The sequence below is a fragment of the Methylobacter tundripaludum genome (genome assembly GCF_002934365.1).
In the GTDB taxonomy this organism is placed as follows: Bacteria; Pseudomonadota; Gammaproteobacteria; order Methylococcales; family Methylomonadaceae; genus Methylobacter_A; species Methylobacter_A tundripaludum_A.
This window is the reverse complement of the sequence record NZ_PTIY01000011.1, coordinates 105430-120812: the sequence shown is the minus strand read 5'-3', so window position 1 is coordinate 120812 and position 15383 is coordinate 105430. Positions and strand designations below refer to the sequence as shown.

The window sequence follows — 15383 nt, the reverse complement described above, 5'->3', positions numbered from 1 at the left end:
GGACACGAAGTTTTATTAAGGAATGTGCATGAAATAACTTTTGCAAATAGCATCGCCACTATCCCCAGACCTGGCGGGTTTTAACTTGTGAAGTGATTTTATCCGCACTCCTATAGACATTTCTCTTCGTGTCCTTCGTGTCTTCGTGGTTATTCTTATGCTGTTTTAAAAGAGATTACGGCATCACATCCGTTATTTCATTGGGGTAAATCTGGACAAAAACGATGCGCGGCCCATTCATTTTTCTGACCACAACTTCGAACTGGTTGAATTCAATCTTTTGGCCTTCTACCGGAATGTCACGCAGCTTGGCCATGATGAGGCCGCCAATCGATACCTCGTCTTCCAATTCAAGCTCTTCGTTCTCGACATCGATTCCCAGAATCCGTTCCAGCGAAAATATCGGCAGACTGCCCTTGCCGATCAGCGTGCCGTTATCAAGCCGGGTCCAGTCATTGTTGTTTTGACGGAACTCGTCGCGTATCTCACCGACCATCGCGCTTAACAAATTATCCAGCGTGATGAAACCTTGCGGTTTTTGGCCTTTTTGCCCGATGATTGCAAAATGCGATGTTCCCATGCGGAATTGACGGAACAGTTCCAGTGCCGGTGTATGCGCCGCTATGTATTGGATAGGCCGCAGGTAATGAGTCAAATCCTCAATCGCGTGGCCTTCCTGTTGGGCGAAAAACAAATCCTTCAAATGGATCACCCCTAACACATCAACACCGTTAGTGTCGAAATAGGGATAACGGCTGAAGCGTTTTTGAGACACGGTTTGCAGGTTTTTTTGCAATGACTCGTTGCGATGCAAGGCAGTGATCTCATGGATCGGGCGCATCAGGTCGGATACTTCGAGTTCGCTGAAATCCAGCGTTTTCGCCAGAATATTCCATTCATCGCGGGTAAAGCGGTCGTCCGGGAAGTTGCTGCGTAAAATAAGCTTAAGCTCGTCAGCCGAGTAATGCGCATCATGGCCATGAACATTACCCAAACCGAACAGGCGCAGTACCAAATTGGCGCTGGAGTTGAGCAGCCAGATCGCCGGATACATCAGCCAATAAAATCCGTAGAGCGGAACGGCGCTCCATAAGCCGATTTTTTCAGGATTACGAATCGCCAGAGATTTCGGCGCAAGCTCGCCGACGACGATGTGCAGAAACGAAATGGCGGTAAAGGCGAACGCGAAGGATATGCCGTGTATCATTTCCGGTGATGTGACGTCGAACCTGTCGAACAGGGATTCCAGCAGGCTGGCAAACGCAGGTTCGCCAATCCAGCCCAGACCGAGCGAAGCGAGCGTAATGCCCAGCTGGCAGGCCGATAAATAGGCATCGAGTTTTGCGTGCACCTTTCCCAGAATGCGTCCGCGCCAACCTTTCGTTTTAACAATCGCGCGGATGCGCGTTTGCCGCAGTTTGACCAGACCGAACTCTGCGGCCACAAAAAAGCCATTGAGCGCGACCAGCAACAGCGCGGCAATGATCAGAAAAAGATTATTCATAACACTTAAGCTTTAATGGAAAGTAGTATTGGCATCGTCGATCAAGTTAAGGGCCGGCACAATTATGGGTAGTATACACATAGCGCCCCCAACGGACATTGATCGGCGTTAAATTGCACGCTTTTCGGGACAAAACTGCCGGGATATAAGGCTTATATGGCGCTCTTGTTTTTTTGGTTATGCCGTTTTTTCAACAAGAAGAGAAGCCCAATGACAATTTACACCCCCCTGACGAAGGAGAACTCAATGGAACGACCGCAACCCGTGAGCTTCGGCGAAGCTTTCCGCTTCTGGCTCAAACTCGGCTTTATCAGCTTCGGCGGCCCTGCCGGGCAAATCGCGATCATGCACCAGGAACTGGTCGAGCGGCGGCGCTGGATTTCGGAAAAGCGTTTCCTGCATGCGCTGAATTACTGCATGTTGTTGCCGGGGCCTGAAGCGCAGCAACTCGCGGTTTATCTCGGCTGGCTGATGCATCGCACTTGGGGCGGCGTGGTCGCCGGATTGTTGTTTATCCTGCCGTCTCTGTTGCTGTTGATCCTGCTGAGCTGGATTTACCTGAGTTTCGGTCAGGTTCCGGCGGTGGCCGGGCTGCTTTACGGCATCAAACCCGCCGTCACCGCCATCGTACTGTTCGCGGCGTATCGCATCGGTTCGCGGGCTTTAAAAAACGGCCTATTGTGGACGCTGGCGGCGCTGGCCTTTCTCGCGATTTTCGCATTGCATGCACCGTTCCCGTTGATCGTGCTGGTCGCGGCCTGTCTCGGAGCCGTCGGCGGGCGCATCGCCCCTGACAAATTTGCGGTGGGCGGCGGCCATGACGCGGCCAAACAAAGCTACGGCCCCGCGCTGATCGATGACGATATGCCGATTCCCGACCATGCCCGGTTCCGTTGGCCGCACCTGCTTAAAATCGCGGCGGCGGGATTGATTTTGTGGGGCGGCGTGATCGGATTTTTGTGCGGGCAATACGGCTGGAACGGTGCGCTCACACAGATGGGCTGGTTTTTCACCAAGGCGGCGCTGCTGACTTTCGGCGGCGCTTATGCGGTGTTGCCTTATGTGTACCAGGGAGCGGTGGAACATTACCATTGGCTGAGCGCCACGCAAATGATCGACGGCCTGGCGCTGGGCGAAACCACGCCCGGCCCGCTGATCATGATTGTCACCTTCGTCGGCTTCCTGGGCGGCTGGAGCCAGTTGCCTCTCGGTTCCGATGCGTTATTGATAGCCGGTGTGGTCGCGGCGGTCGTAGTCACCTATTTCACCTTCCTGCCCAGTTTTCTGTTTATCCTGGCGGGCGGCCCCTTGGTGGAATCCACCCACGGCAATTTAAAATTCACCGCTCCGCTGTCGGCAATTACCGCCGCCGTGGTCGGCGTGATTCTTAATCTTGCCGTATTTTTTGCCTGGCATGTGTTCTGGCCGCAAGGTTTCGAAGGTCGTTTCGACGGCATTGCCGCGCTGATCGGGGCGACCGCCTTGCTGACCTTGTTCCGTTACAAGGCGGGCGTCATTCCGGTCATCGGCGCTTGCGGCGCGGCGGGACTGTTGCTGTTGTTTATCAAGCCCTGGCTTGCCCAGCAAGGGATTTTTTTATGAATACGATGTTCGATATGGTCGCGGATTCTACCCCTGTATGCCGGAATATTGGGCAACAAAAACGATTACCCAACCCGTTTAACAAGCCGCCAGGAAGCCTTTGCCTGACGGCCTCCAACCCCCTTTTGGGTCGGATGTTAGAATCAACAGCGCTTAAATGGGTAACGGGCCGATGCGTCCTGCCTGTTCCCTGCCCGCCTTGTCGCCATAAACCATCCTGATAATTTCCCTTCTCGCTTCCAACCAGTCGCGCAGTTCGTTTCCCGGCTTAAAGGCGCGCTTTTCCGCTTTGTAATAGGCCGCCTCGGCGATCATCGATTTAAGACTCTCGTCCAGCTCGTATGCAGGAACAGGTTCCGGGTTTGCCGAGGTAAAGCCGAACTTTACCAAACCGAAAACGGTTTGCGGCGAGCTGTTTTTAATGCCGATTTCCAAAGGCTCCCGTTCCGCCAGCGTGCCGAACAGGCGATCCCATATCGAAAACACCGCGCCGTAGTTGGTATCGTGCTCGCTGCGCTCCGTCGAATGGTGCGTGCGATGCAGATAAGGCACGATGATGACCCGCCCGAAGTGCTTTTCGCCGGGAAATGAAATATTGCAATGATGAAACATGATGAACAAGGTCAACAGGGTTTCATTAATAAGCACCAGCATTTGATCCACGCCCAACAGGATAATGTAAGCCGCTTTCAGCACGGTGATGATCAGCAGCTCGACAACATGCAGACGGAATGCGGTCGACACATTCAAATAAGGGTCGTTGTGATGCACTTTGTGGAACATCCACAAGCCATCGAAACTGTGACTGATCCTGTGCCAGCAATAAAGCATTAAATCGAGCAACAGGAACGACAACAGGGCTTTCCAGCCCGGATTGTCGATGTGGCTTAACAGCCCCCGGTCGGAATAACGTTCGGCCAGCATCAATAAAGGCGTTGCAGACAGCAACGAAATAACGATGCTGTTAAACATAAACAGGCCGATATTGGTTTGATAAGACCGGCGCAACTGTTTAGCGGGCAATCTGCGTTTGGGGCGGAAAAACTCAAGAGCCGATAAAGCGACAAATACAATAAGCAAGATAAATGTCGCCAATTTTCCGGGCATGCTTGATAGCCAGATTAAATAGCTTTCCACAAAAGTGATTAATGACATAATTTCGCTAGACATTGTCTTCTCCTTAATACAGCTTAGTGCAACGACATCTTAAGTAAAGACGGTGACAATTTGATGAAAAAAGGCTGAGGCAATAATTCCGATAGGCTCGGCTCCTTTACTTAAGAAAACGCCTCGATTATATCAAAGCAAAATCCGAGCCACAAACCGTTTACAGCCGGAAATATCACAAGAACACATAAAAAATAATTATTTTTCATATACTTGCATTATGCGGATTGAAAATAACATGAACGGCCGACTGAAAGAATTTTGTTTTTTTAAGCCGGCTGACTGTATCAGTCCGGTGCAACTGCTCTGTTGCATGCACTGTTTACAACATTTTTAAGCGTAGTTGAAGCGAGCGCAGAGAATCTTACGGTCATACTCAGGAGACGCCTCCGTACACTTGAGCCGATTCATCGCGAACCGAGCATTGGAATGATCGACTGCGGCTATAACAGCAAGGTATCAGCGCAAAATCGCTTCTTTACAAACAGCGTATCAGCAGCGCCTGCTGGATTTTCAGCACAACGGGGGCGTGTTGCGGAAGCGCTCAGCTTTTTTTATTAGCAAAGACAACACTGCCGAGTCCTCAACCGTCCCTGAGGGAAGCGCTGATTTAGTCCTTCGACAGGCTCAGGACGAACGGTAACGTATTGATTCCGTTCGTGGTGAGCCTGTCGAACCATGAACGGAAGCATTTTGTTCAGCGCTTCCTAGCTCATCACAACCCGTTGGTCTGTCTTTTTGCTCAACGCATCACCGGTTCTTCATATTTATTTTTCCATCTACAATCCCAAGAGAATTTCATGCATAGATCGGTATATTCGGCTGTCGGCTTGACAGTCGCATTGCCCAACCGAAAGTCGTCAAATAAACGCCAGGGCAAATTAGCCTTACGGGCTGCTTCATCCTGACAGTATTATCCACCCGCGATGACGCCGACAGCCTGTTGATTGACAGGCGGCATTTGCGCTACTGCCGCTGATTTTCTAGCGGTCAATAGCAAATCGGAAACAAAAAACAGCTGAAAAAACAATACTGTAAACCCCCGCATAACGCTTACTGAATTTAAAATGCGTATTTAAATTTAAAATTTCAATTACAATTGCCAAACATCATTACTACGCCTGTTTCGATCAATTTGCCTGCATGCCGAACCTTAAAATCAAGCCGGAAAAAACCCGCATCCGGCTGTTAACCGCAGCCAGCCGAATCTTCGCGGAAAAAGGCTTCCAGGACGCGACAATAGCCGAAATCTGCGGGCAGGCGAGCGCCAATATCGCCTCGGTCAATTATCATTTCCGCGACAAGGAAACCCTCTATCTGGAATCCTGGCGTTTTGCATTTAATCAGGAACTTGAGCTGTACCCGCCCGACGGCGGCCTGACAGACGACGCACCGGCGGAACAACGGCTGGCCGAATGGATTAAATCCCTGGTCAGGCGCATCGGCGACGAGAATTCCTATTCGTTTGCGATTATTCATAAGGAAATGGCGCAGCCTACCCGGCTGCTGGCCGATATTCTGGAAAAGGAAATCAACCCTCAGCGCCTGCAAATGTTCGCCTTGCTGAAAGAATGCCTGGGACAGGCGGCCAGCGAACAGCAAATCCAGTACTGCCACGCCAGCATCATGGGCCAATGTTTTCAGCTGTTGCGGTTAAGACACATGCAAGGCGCCCGGCCGCATCGCAAACATCCCAGCGACTTAAGCAACCTCAAGGCGTTTGCCGAACACGTCGCGCAATTTTCGCTGGCCGGTATCCAAGCTATCCGTTCCCAAACCCTTAATTAATAACGCCCGTATGAGTCAACACAATCGCCGCACATTACTCCCGCCCGCCAACCGACGCCGGGCTTTTTTACTGCCCGGATCGCTGATCGTGCTGGCCATTATCGCCGCAGTCTTTTATTTCCAGCATGCGTCGTCGCCGGATGGTGAAAAATCCGATTCCAAGCGCGGCAAACGCGGCCGCGACAATGACGCACCGGTGGCGGTGTCGGCGGAAACCGCCGGCAAAGCCGATTTTCCGGTCTATCTGAACGGCCTGGGCACCGTCACCGCCTTGCGCTCCGTGACCGTGCGCTCCAGGGTTGACGGCGAACTGATGCGGGTGGCGTTCACCGAGGGCCAAATGGTCAAGGAAGGCGATTTGCTGGCGGAAATCGATCCGCGCCCGTTTCAGGTGCAGTTGCAGCAAGCCGAAGGCCAGTTGCTGCGCGATGAAGCGCTGCTGAAAAACGCCCAACTGGACCATGAGCGCTACCTGACCCTGCTCGAACAGGACTCTATTTCCGCCCAGCAAACCAAAACCCAGGAAGCCCAGGTCAAACAGTATCAAGGCATTGTGGAAATGGATAAAGCCCAGGTCAATAACGCTAAACTCCAGCTCAGCTATGCCAAACTGACCGCCCCGATCCCTGGCCGGGTCGGATTGCGCCAGATCGACCAAGGCAACATCCTCCAGGCCAACGATGCTAACGGCTTGGTCGTGATTACCCAGCTTCAGCCGATCAGCGTGGTGTTTACCCTGCCCGAAGACAAGGTGCAATCGGTGGTGAAGCGTTGGCGATCCAACGAAGCGGTTAACGTCGAAGCCTATGACCGGGCCGGTAAAACCAAGCTGGCCGACGGCAAATTGCTGGCGCTGGACAACCAGATCGACCCCACCACCGGCACGCTGAAACTGAAGGCGCAATTCGACAATAACGAAAGCACACTGTTCGCCAACCAGTTCGTCAACATCAAAATGCACCTGGAAACCTTGCCCGGCGTGACCCTGGTTTCCAGCGCCGCGATCCAGCACGACACTCAGGGCCCGTTTGTCTACGTGGTCGGCTCGGAAAAAACCGCGCAAGCGCGCCGCGTCACCCTGGGGCCGACCGAAAACGACAAGGTTGCGGTGCTCGACAACCTTGCCGCCGGCGAAACCGTGGTGGTGGATGGCGTCGACAGGCTGCGCGACGGCAGCCCGGTCGATATTGCCAAAAAAGACGGGATAGCCGTGGCCGCCGATCCGAATGCGCAGACCAAGTCCGAAGGCAAGTCGCGTAAAAACGATAAGCGTCCTTGACTATGATTCCAGCAAACCACGCCCTGCCGAATTTCAACCCGTCCCGGCTGTTCGTCCTGCGCCCGGTGGCGACCTCGCTGCTGATGGTGGCGATGTTGTTGGTCGGCATCCTGGCTTACCGCTTGTTGCCGGTATCGGCGCTGCCGCAGGTCGACTATCCGACCATCCAGGTGATCACGCTGTATCCGGGCGCCAGTCCCGAGGTCATGACGTCGGTGGTCACCGCGCCGCTGGAGCGCCAGTTCGGCCAGATGCCCGGACTCACCCAGATGTCGTCGACCAGCTCCGGCGGCGCGTCGGTGATTACCCTGCAATTCAACCTGAACCTGGATTTAGACGTTGCCGAACAAACCGTGCAGGCGGCGATTAACGCCGCCGCCAACTTCCTGCCGAAGGATTTGCCGCAAGCGCCGATTTACAGCAAGGTCAATCCGGCCGACACGCCGATCATGACCTTGGCGGTCAGCTCCAAAGGCTTGCCGCTGTTCAAGGTCCAGGACCTGGTCGACACCCGGTTGGCCCAGAAAATCGCCCAATTATCCGGCGTCGGCATGGTCAACATCAGCGGCGGCCAGCGTCCCGCAGTGCGGATACAGGCCAACCATAAAGCCTTGGCCGCATACGGCATCAGCCTGGAAGATGTGCGCAGCGTGATCGCCGCCGCCAACGTCAACCAGCCCAAAGGCATGTTCAACGGGCCGATGCGTTCGGCGATTATCGACAGCAACGACCAATTGCGCTCGGCGGCGGAATACCGCGATCTGGTCGTGGCTTACCGCAACGGCGGGCCGGTGCATCTGTCCGAAGTCGCCGAAGTGGTGGACGGCGCGGAAAATGTCCGCCTCGCCGCCTGGGCGAACAAAGAGGCGGCGGTGATCGTCAACATCCAGCGCCAGCCCGGCGCTAACGTGATCGAAGTGGTCGACCGCGTCAAGGAACTGCTGCCGAAATTGCAGGCGTCGTTGCCGCTCAGCGTCGACGTGCTGCCGCTGACCGACCGCACCGTAACCATCCGCGCCTCGGTGCGTGACGTGCAGTTCGAGTTGCTGCTGGCGGTCGCGCTGGTCGTGATGGTGATTTTCCTGTTCCTGCGCAACGTGCCCGCCACGATCATTCCGGGCGTCGCGGTGCCGCTGTCTCTGGTCGGCACCTTCGCGGTAATGTACCTGGCCGAGTTCAGCATCAACAACCTGACGCTGATGGCGCTGACCATCGCGACCGGCTTCGTGGTCGACGACGCGATTGTGGTCATCGAGAATATCTCCCGCTATATCGAGCGCGGCGAATCGCCGTTGAAAGCCGCGCTGAAAGGCTCCGAACAAATCGGCTTTACCATTATTTCGCTGACCTTTTCGCTGATCGCCGTGCTGATTCCGCTGTTGTTCATGAGCGACGTGGTCGGCCGGCTGTTCCGGGAGTTTGCGATCACGCTGGCGGTGGCGATCCTGATTTCCGCGGTCGTATCGCTGACGCTGACGCCGATGATGTGCGCCAAACTGCTGCATTCGCACCCGGAGCCTGCCGAAAAGCCGGACGACTGGTTCGACAAGCTGATTGCCGCTTACGGCCGCAGCCTGGAATGGGTCATGCAGCGGCAAGGCCTGACCCTATCGGTGTTTTTCGCTACCGCCGCGCTGACCGTGGCGCTGTACGTTTTCATTCCCAAGGGTTTTTTCCCGGTCCAGGATACCGGTATCATCCAGGGTTTTTCCGAAGCCCCGCAAAATGTGTCGTTTTCGGCGATGGCCGAACACCAGCAAAAACTGGCCGCGCTGCTGCTTGAAGATCCGGCTGTGGAAAGCCTGTCGTCGTTCATCGGCGTCGACGGCATCAATACCACGCCCAACGCAGGCCGTTTCCTGATCAACCTGAAACCGCAAGCCGAACGCAAGCTAAGCGCAAGCGAGGTCATAGCGCGGCTGAAACCCAAACTGTCCGGGCTGACCGGACTTAGCCTGTATTTACAGCCGGTGCAAGACTTGACGATGGAGAACCGGGTCAGCCGCACTCAGTACCAGTTCACGCTGGAGACACCGGACATCGATGAATTGAACCTCTGGACGCATAAGCTCGTCGATGAACTCTCCCGGCAGCCCGAACTTGCCGATGTCACCAGCGATGTGCAGGACCAGGGCCGGCAAGTCTATGTCAACATCGACCGCAGCACCGCCAGCCGCCTCGGCGTCAGCACCGCCGCAATCGACGAAACGCTGTACAGCGCTTACGGACAGCGGCTGGTATCGACTATTTTCACCCAATCCAACCAGTACCGGGTGGTGCTTGAAGTCGATCCAAGCGCGCAAAATTCCCCGGAAGCCTTGAACGATTTACGGATTCCTTCCAGCAACGGCACGCAGGTGCCGCTGTCGGCGATAGCCCAATTATCGGAACGGCCGACACCGCTGTCGATCAACCATCTCGACCAGTTCCCGGTCGCGACCTTATCGTTTAACCTCGCACCGGGCGCGGCGCTCGGCGATGCGGTAAAGACTATCGACCGCATCAAACAGCAAATCGGCCTGCCTGCCGCCATCCGCACCGATTACCAGGGCGCGGCGCTGGCGTTCAAAGCCTCGCTGGGCAATACCCTGTGGCTGATCCTGGCCGCCATCGTCACCGTTTATATCGTGCTCGGCGTGTTGTACGAAAGCTATATCCACCCGATCACTATTTTGTCCACGCTGCCGTCCGCCGGTGTCGGCGCGCTGCTGGCGCTGATCGTTTCCGGCGGCGATCTGGGCATCATCGGCATCATCGGCATCATCCTGTTAATCGGTATCGTCAAGAAGAACGCGATCATGATGATCGACTTCGCGCTGGAAGCCGAGCGCAAGCAAGGCATGTCGCCAAGCGACGCGATTTTCCAGGCCTGCCTGCTGCGCTTCAGACCGATTTTGATGACCACGCTGGCCGCCTTGCTGGGCGCTCTGCCGTTGATGCTGGGCAGCGGCGTCGGCTCGGAGCTGCGCCATCCTTTGGGCATCACGATGGTCGGCGGCTTGTTGCTGAGCCAGTTGTTGACCCTGTACACCACGCCGGTGATTTATTTATGGATGGACGGCCTGGCCCGGCGCGTGTCCGGCCGGCTAAAGCTGAATCCGGCTGAAACCATCGAAGACGACGGAAGCTTGCGATGAATCTATCGGCGCTGTTCATTTACCGGCCGGTCGCCACCAGTCTGCTGACCCTGGCCATATCCCTGGCCGGTATTCTGGCTTTCCTGAACTTACCGGTGGCGTCGTTGCCGCAGGTGGAATTCCCGACCATCAGCGTAACCGCCCAGTTACCCGGAGCCAGCGCTGAAACCATGGCGGCCACGGTGGCGACGCCGCTGGAGCGGGCATTGGGCCGGATCGCCGGGATTGCCGAAATGACCTCCAGCAGCCTGCAGGGCGCGTCCCAGATTACCCTGCAATTCGATCTGGACCGCGACATCAACGGCGCCGCCCGCGATGTGCAGGCGGCGATCAATGCCGCCGCCGGCATGCTGCCCAGCGGCATGCCCAATCGCCCCAGTTACCGGCTGGACAACCCTTCCGACGCGCCGATCCTGGTTCTGGCGCTGACCTCGGACACTCTCGGCCGCGGCCAGATGTACGACGCCGCCTCGACTATCCTGGCGCAGAAAATATCGCAGATTCCCGGCATCGGCTTGGTGCAGCTCGGCGGCGCGGCATTGCCGGCGGTACGGGTCGAGCTGAATCCCAACGCACTAAGCAAATACGGCATCGGCCTGGAGGATGTCAGGAACGCCATCACTCAAACCAACGTCAACCGTCCGAAAGGCGTGCTGGAAAACGGCGGTCAACGTTGGCAGATCCAGGCCAACGACCAGGCGCGCAAAGCGGCGGATTACCTGCCGCTAATCGTCAGCTACCGCAACGGCGCGCCGGTCACCATCGCCGATCTCGGCGAGGCCGTGGATTCGGTCGAGGACTTGCGCAACACCGGGTTGAAAAACGGTAAACCTTCGGTGCTGCTGATTCTCAGAAAGCAACCGCAGGCCAACGTGATTGAAACCGTCGATCAGGTTCTGGCCATATTGCCGCAGCTGCGCGCTTCCATCCCCAGCGCGATCGACCTGTCGGTGGTTATCGACCGTTCGATGAGCATCCGGTCTTCGATTACCGAAGTCGAACACAGCCTGTTGATTGCGATGGCGCTGGTCATTCTGGTGGTGCTGCTGTTCTTGCGGGATATACGCTCGACACTGGTGCCGATTATTGCGGTGCCGGCTTCGCTGTTCGGCGCCTGCGCAGCCATGTATTTTTTCAACTACAGCCTGAACAACCTGACCTTAATGGCGCTGACCATCGCCACCGGCTTTGTGGTCGACGACGCGATCGTGGTGCTGGAAAACACCAGCCGCCATATCGAGAAAGGCGTTCCGCCGTTCAAGGCCGCACTGTTGGCGACCAAGGAAGTCAGCTTTACCGTGTTGGCGATGAGCGTGTCGCTGGTGGCGGTGTTCCTGCCGATTTTGCTGATGGACGGCGTGGTCGGCCGCCTGTTCAGGGAATTCGCGGTGACGCTGTCGGCGGCCGTGCTGGTGTCGCTAGTGGTCTCGCTGACCGTCACGCCGATGCTGTGCGCACGCTGGGTCGGCAAGGAAAATCCGCAGCATGGCCGGCTCTATCAAAGCATCGGCAGGGCTTTCGACCGGGTGCAGCATTTTTACGGATGCACATTGCGCTGGGCGTTGCGCCACGGGCGCATCATGATGCTGATCCTGCTCGCCACCATAGGCCTCAATATTTACCTGTACACGGTGATCGACAAAGGTTTTTTCCCGACCCAGGACGGCGGCAGAGTGCATGGTGAAATTCAAGCCGATCAAGGCACTTCTTTTTGGGCTTTGCAGAAAAAATTTTTCGAGGTTACCGAGCTGTTGCGGCAGGACTCGGCGGTGTCAGCCGTGGTCGGGTTTGCCGGCAGCCAGCAGAGCGGCAATAGCGCCAGGGTCTTTGTGGTGTTAAAGCCGCACGACGAACGGGGTCCTGTCGATGAAGTGATGAAGCGTTTGCGGGACAGGGTGAAACGCGTTCCCGGCGTCGACCTGCATATGTTCGTGGCGCAAGAACTGCGTATCGGCGGCCGGCCTTCGTTCGGCTCTTACGACTACGCGCTGCAATCGGACGACCTGGGCCTGCTCCGGGAATGGATGCCGAAAGTGCTGGCCGCGTTGTCCAAACTGCCGGAACTCAGCGACGTCAGCACCACCCAGCAAGACAAGGGGCAGCAGATCGGCCTGGTGGTCGACCGGGATATGGCGGCGCGCTACGGCGTCAGCCAAGCCATGATCGACGCCAGCCTCAACGACGCTTTCGGACAACGCCAGGTTTCGGTGATCTATAACCCGCTGAACCAGTACCGGGTCGTCATGGAACTGGCTCCCGAATATTGGCAAAGCCCGGAAGCCCTGAAACAGGTCTATATCAGCGTACCCGCCAAGCGCTTGCCGACCGGCGAACAACCGGGCTCGCTCCAGGTGCCGCTGTCGGCGCTGGCCAGTTTTGCGCCGACCAATACGCCGCTGTCAGTCAACCATCAAGGCCAGTTCGCCGCCGCCACGCTGTCGTTTAATCTTCGGCCCGGCACTTCGCTGTCCACCGCCACCGAACTGATCGAAAAAACCATGCGCGACATCGGCGTACCGAACGGGGTTCAAGGCAGTTTCCAGGGTTCGGCCAAAGCCTTCAAGGAGTCGTTACGCAACCAGCCGCTTTTAATCCTGGCCGCCTTGGTCAGCATTTACATCGTGCTGGGCGTACTCTACGAAAGCTATATCCATCCGCTGACCATCCTGTCCACCCTGCCCTCGGCCGGGGTCGGCGCGTTGCTGGCGCTGATGGCCTGCAACAACGAATTCAGCATCATTGCGCTGATCGGCGTGATATTACTGATCGGCATCGTCAAAAAGAATGCAATCATGATGATCGACTTTGCGTTGTTTGCCGAACGCGAGCTGGGTCTGGATTCGCGCGAGGCGATTTTTCAAGCCTGTTTGCTGCGCTTTCGGCCGATCATGATGACCACGATGGCGGCGCTGTTCGGCGCATTGCCGTTGGCGCTGGGCAGCGGTTACGGCGCGGAACTGCGCCAACCGTTGGGCATTTCGATCGTCGGCGGGCTGATCTTCAGCCAGATACTGACCTTGTACACGACGCCGGTCGTCTACCTTTACCTGGATCGTTTCCGGCTGTGGTTTCATCGCCGCTTTTTTAACCGCGCGGCTTCCGAAGCAAATAAGCCTGTTTAGGAACGTGCTTGAAACAACTATTTTTTAAACCATGAAGAACATGAAAAGCATGAAGGATCTACGTCTTCATGTCCTTCATGCTCTTCGTGGTGATTGCTTAATTTATTGGTTAAGTTCGACTACTTTACTTAGTCATCACAGAAACATTGGGGACGACTCATACGCATCAAGCTAAGGCGTAAAACCATGAAGAGCATGAAGGACATGAAGAAAAATGAGAGTGAAAACTTCGTGTCCTTCATGTTCTTCGCGGTGAATTTTAAGATTTTTTTGTTAGCCACTTATTTCTGAGACTTACATGACAGAGCGCATTACCCAACCTTTGATTTATGCCCTATTAACCGCGCAACTGGCCGGATGCACGGTAGGCCCGGATTATGTCCGACCGGAAGCAAAAATCCCCAATGAGTTCAAGGAAAGCAAGGGCTGGAAACAGGCTCAACCCCGCGACACTATGCTGTCCGGCAAATGGTGGGAAATCTTCAACGATCCACGGCTGAATAAACTGGAAGAACAGGTCGCGGTCGCCAATCAATCGATCATCCAGGCCGAGGCGCAATATCGCCAGGCCCAGCATCTGGTGCAATCGGCGCAGTCGGCGTTTTTCCCGATACTCAACCTTACCGGCACGACGAACCGTTTCCGCGCCGCCAGCGGCCAAAGCGTGGCGGTGTCGGGCGTCAGGAATCTGTTCGGCGTCGCCGGGGCGATCGCCTGGGAGCCCGATTTATGGGGCAGCGTCAGCCGCCAGGTCGAAGCCAACACCGGCAGCGCCCAAGCCAGCGCCGCGACCTTGCAAGCGCTGCGGCTATCCAGCGAAGCGACCTTGGCCGACAATTACTTTCAGTTAAAAACCCTGGATGCGCAAAAAGCGCTGCTCGACGAAACCGTGGTCGCTTACAGCAAAACCCTGCAAATCATCAAAAACCGCTACGCCGTCGGCATGGTCGGCAAGAGCGATGTGATGCAGGCCGAAACTCAATTGGAATCGGTGCGCGCCCAGGCTATTAATATCGGCGTGCAGCGGGCCAAACTGGAGCATGCGATTGCGGTCTTGATCGGCAAGACCCCGGCTGACCTGTCCTTGGCGGCTGCGCCGCTGGATGTGCAGCCGCCGCCGATTCCGGCCAGCCTGCCTTCGGAGCTGCTGGAGCGGCGTCCCGACATTGCCGCCGCCGAACGCAAAATCGCCGCCGCCAACGCCCAGATCGGCGTCGCCAAAGCCGCCTATTACCCGAGCCTGAATCTGGCCGCCACCAACGGTTTTCAAACGTCCACCCTGGACAACCTGTTCAAATCGGCCAGCCGCTATTGGGCGCTGGGTCCGGCCGGTGCGGCGCTGACCTTGTTTGACGGCGGCGCCAAGCATGCCCAGTACAAACAGGCCATCGACGGTTTCGACGCCAGCGTCGCCGCTTACCGGCAAACGGTGCTGACCGGCTTTCAGGAAGTGGAAGACAATCTGGCCGCCTTGCGGATACTGGATGAACAAAAGCAGGTGCAGGATAAAGCCGTAACCGCAGCCAACCACGCACTGACGCTGATCACCAATCAGTATCAAGCCGGAACCGTCAGTTATCTGGATGTGATGACCGCCCAGACCGTGGCCTTGTCCAACCGGCAGACCGCTGTACAGTTGCAGGGCCAGCGCTTAACCGCCTCGGTGCAGCTGGTCAAGGCCTTGGGCGGCGGCTGGAATGTGGCCATGCTGCCGAGCGAAGATCAGGCGGGCGGCGAAGTCAAATGGACGGATTATTTGATATTTCCGGTGGATTGATTTTGCT

8 protein-coding genes are annotated in these 15383 nt (G+C 56.3%); 6 read left to right on the top strand and 2 right to left on the bottom strand.

Features of this window, described 5'->3' with window-relative positions; all coding sequences use genetic code 11:
* Nucleotides 1–175: 175 nt before the first annotated feature.
* On the bottom strand, nt 176–1504 hold the full coding sequence (locus tag B0F88_RS14015; protein ID WP_104424550.1) for a hemolysin family protein: 1329 nt from the start codon (nt 1502–1504) through the stop codon (nt 176–178).
* 246 nt (nt 1505–1750) lie between these two features.
* Between B0F88_RS14015 and chrA the strand changes: the two genes are divergently transcribed.
* A complete protein-coding gene (chrA, locus tag B0F88_RS14010) occupies nt 1751–3106 on the top strand; it encodes a chromate efflux transporter (RefSeq protein WP_219820862.1) in 1356 nt (451 codons plus the stop codon).
* A 153-nt stretch (nt 3107–3259) separates the two neighbouring features.
* On the opposite strand, the gene B0F88_RS14005 is transcribed toward chrA, so the two are convergent.
* On the bottom strand, nt 3260–4276 hold the full coding sequence (locus B0F88_RS14005) for a sterol desaturase family protein (RefSeq protein ID WP_104424548.1): 1017 nt from the start codon (nt 4274–4276) through the stop codon (nt 3260–3262).
* A gap of 1140 nt (nt 4277–5416) precedes the next feature.
* Between B0F88_RS14005 and B0F88_RS14000 the strand changes: the two genes are divergently transcribed.
* The 5 genes from B0F88_RS14000 (at nt 5417) to B0F88_RS13980 (ending at nt 15376) form a co-directional block, all read left to right on the top strand.
* The gene (locus B0F88_RS14000) at nt 5417–6061 is read left to right on the top strand and encodes a TetR/AcrR family transcriptional regulator (RefSeq protein WP_104424547.1); all 645 of its coding nucleotides are present in this window, start codon (nt 5417–5419) and stop codon (nt 6059–6061) included.
* Nucleotides 6062–6071: 10 nt separating this feature from the next.
* Entirely contained in the window at nt 6072–7340 is a 1269-nt protein-coding gene (locus B0F88_RS13995; protein WP_104424546.1) for an MdtA/MuxA family multidrug efflux RND transporter periplasmic adaptor subunit, read from the top strand.
* A gap of 2 nt (nt 7341–7342) precedes the next feature.
* Nucleotides 7343–10477 (top strand): MdtB/MuxB family multidrug efflux RND transporter permease subunit, encoded by a 3135-nt coding sequence (locus B0F88_RS13990; protein WP_104424545.1) that lies wholly within the window; start codon nt 7343–7345, stop codon nt 10475–10477.
* Complete coding sequence (locus B0F88_RS13985) at nt 10474–13599, top strand: efflux RND transporter permease subunit (protein ID WP_104424544.1); 3126 nt, start codon at nt 10474–10476, stop codon at nt 13597–13599. The genes B0F88_RS13990 and B0F88_RS13985 overlap by 4 nt, the downstream gene beginning before the upstream one ends.
* Nucleotides 13600–13897: 298 nt before the next feature.
* Entirely contained in the window at nt 13898–15376 is a 1479-nt protein-coding gene (locus tag B0F88_RS13980) for an efflux transporter outer membrane subunit (RefSeq protein ID WP_104424543.1), read from the top strand.
* Nucleotides 15377–15383 lie beyond the last annotated feature (7 nt).

Coding starts and splice junctions, on each gene's coding strand:
- B0F88_RS13990 (WP_104424545.1), top strand. CDS start 7,343: ATGATTCCAGCAAACCACGCCCTGCCGAATTTCAACCCGTCCCGGCTG.
- chrA (WP_219820862.1), top strand. CDS start 1,751: ATGGAACGACCGCAACCCGTGAGCTTCGGCGAAGCTTTCCGCTTCTGG.
- B0F88_RS14005 (WP_104424548.1), bottom strand. CDS start 4,276: ATGTCTAGCGAAATTATGTCATTAATCACTTTTGTGGAAAGCTATTTA.
- B0F88_RS13980 (WP_104424543.1), top strand. CDS start 13,898: ATGACAGAGCGCATTACCCAACCTTTGATTTATGCCCTATTAACCGCG.
- B0F88_RS14000 (WP_104424547.1), top strand. CDS start 5,417: ATGCCGAACCTTAAAATCAAGCCGGAAAAAACCCGCATCCGGCTGTTA.
- B0F88_RS14015 (WP_104424550.1), bottom strand. CDS start 1,504: ATGAATAATCTTTTTCTGATCATTGCCGCGCTGTTGCTGGTCGCGCTC.
- B0F88_RS13985 (WP_104424544.1), top strand. CDS start 10,474: ATGAATCTATCGGCGCTGTTCATTTACCGGCCGGTCGCCACCAGTCTG.
- B0F88_RS13995 (WP_104424546.1), top strand. CDS start 6,072: ATGAGTCAACACAATCGCCGCACATTACTCCCGCCCGCCAACCGACGC.